Source organism: Acinetobacter sp. YH12235 (assembly GCF_013417705.1).
In the GTDB taxonomy this organism is placed as follows: domain Bacteria; phylum Pseudomonadota; class Gammaproteobacteria; order Pseudomonadales; family Moraxellaceae; genus Acinetobacter.
Map to the genome: position 1 here is coordinate 1 of NZ_VPDL01000049.1, position 8,144 is coordinate 8,144.

Below are 8,144 nucleotides of genomic sequence, written 5' to 3' on the forward strand. Positions count from 1 at the left end.
TAAGCTATACATGTATATCAAGTGACCATTGGGATAGCTTTGTTACGACCTTTAAAGAATGCAAACAGTTGATTGGTAAATTTTTCACTGTGGGTATAGAAGGCAATAATTGTCGATTACGGCATCGAATCAGGCGAGGCTTTAGGAGAAGCTGCAACTTCTCCAAAAAGCTTGAAAATCATTTCAAAGCCTTTGATTTAGTGTTCTTTTATATCAATAATGGATTCGTTTAATGCCAGCATACTTTTTGAAACACCACCAAAAATTTAACATAAAATCTCTTATGCGAAATTTAGGTCTTATCCCAAATAAATCCATTAAAAAGATCTTTATCTTTCTGCTTATTTTCTTCGGTCTTATTTTCCGTATTTAAAAATTGCTCAAAATCGGCTAATTGCTGCTTAAACGATTCATCATTTTTTAATTTATTTAAAGCCCAAGCTCCCAGTAGAATTTTACGTCTCGTATCATCTTTTCTTTGTTGATCAGAAACTTTCTTTTTTTCACGTGCAATGGCAGCTTTTTTCTGTTCTTTTAGCTGTCTTAAGCGTTCTTCTTGCTTTGCAATTTTTTGCTCTAAATTATCAACACTCATACCATCACCGTATCAAGGAATCCCCCTCAAGCATAGGTCTGTTTGAATTGAAATTCAAGACAGCCCATGCTATCGTGGTTTTCCCGAAGGGCGCACTTAGCCATTGGATTTCATCCAATGGTGCGACAAGGGGTAAATCCCCTTTGTAATCCCCTGACCAACATATACATGTTGGTAATTTCGATAAATCGAAATAAAGAGCAAAAGCAAAATGGCGATATATCATTTTTCAGTTAAAACGATTAGTAGAGGTAATGGACGATCGGCCGTTGCTTGTGCTGCATATCGTTCAAGTGAAAAATTGGTATGCGATTTTTATGGAAAAGAACAAGACTACACAAGAAAAACTGGTGTCGAATTTACAAAAATCTATGCACCTGAAAATACAAATACTGAGTTACTCAAGCGCCAAACACTTTGGAATGAAGTCGAAAAGGTTGAACGTAGAAAAGATGCATTACTTGCAAGAGAGTTTGAGATTGCATTTCCCAGTGAGTTAAACGCTGAACAGCGTGAAAATATGCTCAATGAACTTTGCCGAAACCTCGTTAAAAAATACGGTGTCATCGTTGATGCTGCTATTCATGCACCTCATACAGACAGTGGAAGTGATGAACGCAACTACCATGCACACATCATGTTCACAACCCGAAGTATTAATGAGCAGGGTGGCTTTTCAGCAAAAAAATATAGGGACTTCAGTCGTGACAATGGCACAGAAACTGTAAGCCACTGGAGAGAATCATTTGCAGAGTTATGCAATCATCACCTGGAACAAAATGGATTTGATGAACGTGTCGATCACAGAAGTTATGAAGACCAGGAAAGTGACCTAGAAGCAACTCAGCACGAAGGTCCTCAAGCGACATACCTCCGGAGACGAGGGATATTTACAGAAATTAGTCTGAAAAATGATGAAATTAAGCTACGTAATTTAAAAATCAAAAAGGTCATCGCACTGGATGAAAACATCAAAGTATCTGAGGATCTTGTTCAAAAAGTACGAAGTGAGCTTCAGTTTCAATACTCTCAAGCTGAGTATTCAGAAAAAACTTCTCAGAAACTTTATGAATTCCAAAATGAAGAATTATCAAAATTAACAACAAAATTAGACACGATGAGTTCTGCAATATCAGAACTACGCAAAAAAGAGCCTTTATTTTTTAAAACAAAATGGATCAATCAAATAAATGACCTGATCGACCAACACAACACCCAACTAGACATCCAAAAGCATATTTCTGGTCTTAGTGAAATAGAAAAAAAAGAGAGATATTCTGATCATTTAAATAAATGGACAGAAGAAAATCAGCTGCTCCAGCCTAAAAAGTCTTTTGCAAAATTTGACGAACCGAACATCACTGTTAAACAACGAAAACTTAATGATCAAATTTCAAATATAGATCATCAAATTTCTGAAATATCACGCAGAGAAACTGAGTATCAAGAGTATGTACGCGATCAAAGACTGGAGATCATAAATAGTTATATATTTGAAGAAGATAACTATGGAAATAAATACTTTAGTCCTCAAAATGGTGAAAAACAAAAGCGACTATATGCAGAAGAAATGGAAGATCTAAAAATCCAAGAATTGCATGCGGCTTTTACAAAAAAAATTGAGACCGAAGCGCAGCAAGAGTTTTCCCAAAAAAGAGCAATACAGCTCGAAAACGACCGAAAAGATCGTGAATCTAGAGAACAGCAGTTACGTAAAGAACGAGAGCAACAAGAACAACGCTATGCACAAGAACGAGAGCAACAAGAACATTTGGCATTTGTAAGACGCCAAGAACAAGAAAAACAGCAGAGAAATGAGCCTAAAAAGCCAGAAAATGACAATAACCATGACTACACGCCTTAGAAATCCCATTTAAGCGCAAAAAAACGGGGGTTTTAGCGACTTTTGATAGAAATACAGTAAAACTATAGTTGATAAAAATAAAATCGCTTAGAACGCAAATGAGAGCCTTTTAGCGAGTATCTACGAGCGACACAACGAAAGTTTGCTTATTCCCCCTCTGAAAAACCGTTTTTTATTGAATTACTGGGGACAGTGATTAGCGAGTGTCTACGAGCGAAGTATTGATGCTTTTGCTCGTCAAAAAGCATGAGCATAGCGAATGCATTATTCATGTTTTGCTTTTTGAATCCTTGATCATATATGCAAAAAACTGCCCCCCACGAAGCGAGTGAAACGAGCTTCAATAGAGTACGAGCTTTAGCGAGTACCAAGGGCAGTTTTAATAACTCACTTTGGAAATAAATTCCCTTTTATTCTTTTAAAAAGCTTTTAAAAGCTTTTAGACCCCCCTATAAACCACGCCTAGCAATGCTTTCAGACTTTAAAAAACTACTTTTACCGGACATTAAACTACAAATGCCGGACAAAATGGACTTAAAAAACTACTTTTACCGGACATAGAAACTACTTTTACCGGACATTAAACTACAAGAAAAAGTTTGTAGTTTTGTTAAAAAACTACAAAAATAGTAGTCAAAAAATAAACGACAATGTATGTTTAAGCTACATAAATACCAATGTAGTTAGTTAGTTTTTTGGGGTTGTAGTTATATGGACGAAAATAAAAAAACATATCCTCTGAGCTGGGTTGTTATGCAAAACAATGTTCAAGAATGCTTTAAGAGTATGAACATTGATGAAAAACGAATGTTAATACTTGCTAGCCCAATTGCTAGAACCACTGATGCAACTGAAAAAGACCGAATTATGATTACGGCAGAAGAGTTTGCTAGAGAATGTGGCATTAAAACGCATTCCGCATATACGCAGTTAGAACTAGCCAGCAAGAATCTACTTAAAAGAAATTTCTCTTATAACAATGAAAGAGGAAAAAAGGTGCTGTCGAATTGGGTGATTGATTGCACTTATGAAGACGGAGGGATAGCTATACGTTTCCCTGAAATCGTTCTACTGATGTTAAAAGAGTTTGATAAATTAAACCCTTATACAAAATATAAAAAAGATATCGTACTAAGTTTGAAAAAAGATTACTCATTCGATCTTTATCATTTAGCTAAAAAGCATCAAGCAATGGGACAATTTGAAATGTCCTTAGAACATATAAAAAATGAGCTGGGTTTGCCCAAATCTTATGACAAACTCTGTAATTTAAAAGACCGAGTAATGAAGCCTTCATTAAATGAGATTACAACTAATACAGATATTGAACTCACTTATGAAAATGTAAAAAAAGGGCGTTCAGTAGTTGGCTTTAAATTTATAGTGAAAGAAAAACCTAAGCCAAAATTAATAGCGCCTCAGCGAGATCAAAGAACTATAGATATGTTCTGCAATTTATCTGATGCTCAAATTAACAAGTACAGCACTATTTTATCTAAACTTTCTGAGCTATCAGACCTCAGTAATTTCCCAGACTACCCGACATTTGCCCTCTGGATTAGTGGCATCTTACGAGATCCGAAAAGTGTAAGAGAGGAAACAACAAAACGGATTTTTAAAGCTCTTCATAGCAAGACGGATTTTAAACCATGAGAACTAAGGCTGAATTAGATGCAATGAGTCATCAAGAACTCAAAGATTATGAGCAAAGTTTACTTGCTCTGTGGACACCAAGAATGGCTATTGAAAGTGACATTGAAAGGTTAAGCACTCATCACAGCGAATTATTAGAGGTTTTTAATCAATTAAAGAATCCGGATGCACCTAAAAATTCACGTTTAAAAGATTCAATCTTGTCTCTGAAATATAAAATCGAATCGCTTGAAGGTAAGTTGAGTGATCTTATTCAAGATAATCGCTTAAATTCTGCAGATTGAATTATTCAGTTTATTTAATCAAAATCGTGGAACATTGATTAAAGACTAGGCGTGGAACGTGAAAAGTAATAAAAAAAGCCCAGTCATTGACGACTGGGCTAGAAAATTGAAACTACAGCGTTGAATTTTCACGAGAATTATAACAAATTTCGTATAAGGTGTATTATGTTAATTTTAGAAAATCTTCACTACTATTATTTTAAAATAAGCCTTATATCCAAGCATAAAACAAGGTTGTCTAGACTTCTTTTAACAGTAAAGTTATCATAAAACTGAATTTTATTTTTTAGGTAAGTTTATGCATTCTATCCGCATTCGTTAAGACACAACTATTTGCATAGTGACACTATTTTATAATGGTGGGCTTTTGTTGTGTCTTTAAGAATATATGCGGATATATAAAGTAAAAGTATGCTTAATTTATAAGTATGCTTTTAGTGCATAGTTTCCAGTTATAACTTAATTGACTAGCTATTTGTCCACCCTGTGGATGAATAGCTTTTTTTTTGGGAGGACACTGTGATGCTAGCTTTTGTTTTCACCTAAATCCTGTTTGCTGCATAAAAAATTTCAAGAGCTAAACAGGAGTAAATAAAAATGAGTTTAATTATTAAAGCGAGAAACATACGCTTGGATTATGCTGGGCGTGATGTTTTGGATATTGATGAATTGGAAATTCACTCTTATGACCGTATTGGTCTTGTGGGTGATAACGGAGCAGGAAAGAGTAGTTTACTCAAAGTACTTAATGGCGAAATTGTTTTAGCCGAAGCGACATTACAGCGTTTTGGTGATTTTGCACATATCAGCCAACTGGGCGGAATCGAAATAGAAACGGTCGAAGACCGGGCAATGTTATCTCGCCTTGGTGTTTCCAATGTACAAAACGACACAATGAGTGGCGGAGAGGAAACTCGTGCAAAAATTGCTGCCGCATTTTCCCAACAAGTACATGGCATTCTAGCGGATGAACCAACCAGCCACCTTGATCTCAATGGAATAGATCTACTTATTGGTCAACTTAAAGCATTTGATGGAGCATTACTTGTTATCAGTCATGACCGATATTTTCTTGATATGGTTGTAGACAAGATATGGGAGTTAAAAGACGGTAAAATTACGGAATATTGGGGTGGTTACTCGGATTACTTGCGTCAAAAAGAAGAAGAGCGACAACACCAAGCCGTAGAATATGAGCTGATGATGAAGGAACGGGAGCGATTAGAATCTGCTGTGCAAGAAAAACGCCAGCAAGCTAATCGATTAGACAATAAGAAAAAAGGAGAAAAATCCAAAAACTCTACCGAAAGTGCTGGACGACTTGGGCATGCAAAAATGACTGGCACCAAGCAAAGAAAACTGTATCAGGCAGCTAAGAGTATGGAAAAGCGTTTGGCTGCATTAGAAGATATTCAAGCACCAGAGCATTTGCGTTCTATTCGTTTTCGTCAAAGTTCAGCCCTAGAACTGCACAATAAGTTCCCGATTACGGCAGATGGTCTGAGCTTAAAATTTGGTAGCCGTACTATCTTTGATGACGCTAACTTTATAATACCGCTTGGCGCTAAAGTCGCTATAACTGGATCGAATGGAACAGGGAAAACGTCCTTGTTAAAAATGATATCAGAACGTGCTGATGGATTAACCATATCTCCAAAAGCTGAAATTGGCTACTTTACACAAACAGGATATAAATTTAACACGCATAAATCTGTGCTCTCCTTTATGCAGGAAGAGTGCGAGTACACAGTTGCGGAAATTCGTGCAGTATTGGCTTCAATGGGGATCGGAGCGAATGATATTCAAAAAAACTTATCCGACTTATCGGGAGGTGAAATCATCAAACTGCTTTTATCCAAAATGCTTTTAGGAAAATATAATATTTTGCTTATGGATGAACCAGGAAACTATCTTGACCTAAAAAGTATTGCCGCATTAGAAACAATGATGAAGTCCTATGCAGGAACTATTATCTTCGTATCTCATGACAAGCAATTGGTCGATAATATTGCTGACATTATCTACGAGATCAAAGACCACAAAATCATCAAGACTTTTGAGAGAGATTGTTAATGATAGCCAATCTAATCCGAACATTAATTATTGAACTCTTTAAAGGAAATTAAAAATGACAATTCAAGATATTCAATCACTTGCTGAAGCACACGGCTTGTTGCTTACGGACAAAATGAATTTCAATGAAATGGGCATTGATTTTAAGGTCGTTTTTGCTCTTGATACAAAGGGGCAACAATGGTTGCTGCGTATTCCTCGTCGTGATGGCATGAGGGAACAAATCAAGAAAGAAAAACGCATTTTAGAATTGGTAAAAAAACATCTTTCTGTAGAGGTTCCTGATTGGAGAATTTCATCTACAGAATTAGTGGCTTATCCCATACTTAAAGATAATCCTGTTTTAAATTTGGATGCTGAAACCTATGAAATAATTTGGAATATGGACAAAGATAGCCCGAAATACATAACATCTTTGGCAAAAACCTTATTTGAAATCCATAGTATTCCTGAAAAAGAAGTTCGGGAAAATGATTTGAAAATTATGAAACCTTCAGATTTAAGACCTGAAATAGCAAACAATTTGCAGTTAGTAAAATCTGAAATTGGTATAAGTGAGCAATTGGAAACCCGCTACAGAAAATGGTTGGATAATGATGTTCTATGGGCAGATTTCACCCAATTTATACATGGCGATTTATATGCTGGGCATGTACTAGCTTCAAAGGATGGAGCTGTTTCAGGCGTTATTGATTGGTCAACAGCCCATATAGATGACCCAGCGATTGATTTTGCTGGGCATGTAACTTTGTTTGGAGAAGAAAGCCTCAAAACTCTAATCATCGAGTATGAAAAACTAGGGGGTAAAGTTTGGAATAAACTATATGAACAGACTTTAGAAAGAGCAGCGGCCTCTCCTTTGATGTATGGTTTATTTGCCTTAGAAACTCAAAATGAAAGCCTTATCGTTGGAGCAAAAGCTCAGTTGGGAGTTATATAATTTAAAAATATGATTGCTGAGAACTGCCTTGTTTTGAAACTTGGTTGGCTTTAATTAGTTTTTAGTATTCTTTATAGAAAATGCCTCGATCAAGGGGCATTTCTAACAATCATTTAACATAAAATTTCATATACGAAATTCGGGTGTTAGAACCCATTCAAAGTGTACTCATCAGTACACTTTGAAATTTTGATATAAAAAATTTAACATAAAATCTCATATACGAAATTCGGGTGTTAGAACCCATTCAAAGTGTACTCATCAGTACACTTTGAAATTTTGATATAAAAAATTTAACATAAAATCTCATATACGAAATTCGGGTGTTAGAACCCATTCAAAGTGTACTCATCAGTACACTTTGAAATTTTGATATAAAAAATTTAACATAAAATCTCATATACGAAATTCGGGTATTAGAACCCATTCAAAGTGTACTCATCAGTACACTTTGAAATTTTGATATAAAAAATTTGGTGGTGTTTCAAAAAGTATGCTGGCATTAAACGAATCCATTATTGATATAAAAGAACGCTAAATCAAAGGCTTTGTAATGATTTTCAAGCTTTTTGGAGAAGTTGCAGCTTCTCCTAAAGCCTCGCCTGATCCGATGCCGTAATCGACAATTATTGCCTTCTATACCCACAGTGAAAAATTTACCAATCAACTGTTTGCATTCTTTAAAGGTCGTAACAAAGCTATCCCAATGGTCACTTGATATACATGTATAGCTTA

At 35.6% G+C, this 8,144-nt stretch carries 8 protein-coding genes; 6 read left to right on the forward strand and 2 right to left on the reverse strand.

The window, feature by feature from the left end:
* On the forward strand, window positions 1–233 hold a 233-nt coding region (locus tag FTV13_RS15220), incomplete at its 5' end, for an IS1 family transposase (RefSeq protein WP_257218538.1).
* A 59-nt stretch (window positions 234–292) separates the two neighbouring features.
* Here FTV13_RS15220 and FTV13_RS15225 read toward each other — a convergent pair.
* A complete protein-coding gene (locus FTV13_RS15225) occupies window positions 293–595 on the reverse strand; it encodes a hypothetical protein (RefSeq protein ID WP_163169824.1) in 303 nt (100 codons plus the stop codon).
* Window positions 596–806: 211 nt separating this feature from the next.
* Between FTV13_RS15225 and mobQ the strand changes: the two genes are divergently transcribed.
* The 5 genes from mobQ to FTV13_RS15250 all read left to right on the forward strand — a co-directional run bounded on the left by mobQ (window position 807) and on the right by FTV13_RS15250 (window position 7,409).
* On the forward strand, window positions 807–2,459 hold the full coding sequence (gene mobQ / locus FTV13_RS15230; protein ID WP_004870770.1) for a MobQ family relaxase: 1,653 nt from the start codon (window positions 807–809) through the stop codon (window positions 2,457–2,459).
* Window positions 2,460–3,170: 711 nt separating this feature from the next.
* Entirely contained in the window at window positions 3,171–4,112 is a 942-nt protein-coding gene (locus tag FTV13_RS15235) for a replication initiation protein (protein ID WP_020846814.1), read from the forward strand.
* Window positions 4,109–4,396, forward strand: coding sequence for a hypothetical protein (locus tag FTV13_RS15240; protein WP_004870774.1), 288 nt, complete (start codon window positions 4,109–4,111; stop codon window positions 4,394–4,396). The genes FTV13_RS15235 and FTV13_RS15240 overlap by 4 nt, the downstream gene beginning before the upstream one ends.
* A 597-nt stretch (window positions 4,397–4,993) precedes the next feature.
* A complete protein-coding gene (gene msr(E), locus FTV13_RS15245) occupies window positions 4,994–6,469 on the forward strand; it encodes an ABC-F type ribosomal protection protein Msr(E) (protein ID WP_000052512.1) in 1,476 nt (491 codons plus the stop codon).
* Window positions 6,470–6,524: 55 nt separating this feature from the next.
* Window positions 6,525–7,409 (forward strand): Mph(E) family macrolide 2'-phosphotransferase, encoded by an 885-nt coding sequence (locus FTV13_RS15250; protein WP_000155092.1) that lies wholly within the window; start codon window positions 6,525–6,527, stop codon window positions 7,407–7,409.
* A 502-nt stretch (window positions 7,410–7,911) separates the two neighbouring features.
* Here the strand turns inward: FTV13_RS15250 and FTV13_RS15255 are convergent.
* Window positions 7,912–8,144, reverse strand: a 233-nt coding sequence (locus FTV13_RS15255; protein ID WP_257218539.1) for an IS1 family transposase, incomplete at its 5' end; no start/stop codon positions are given.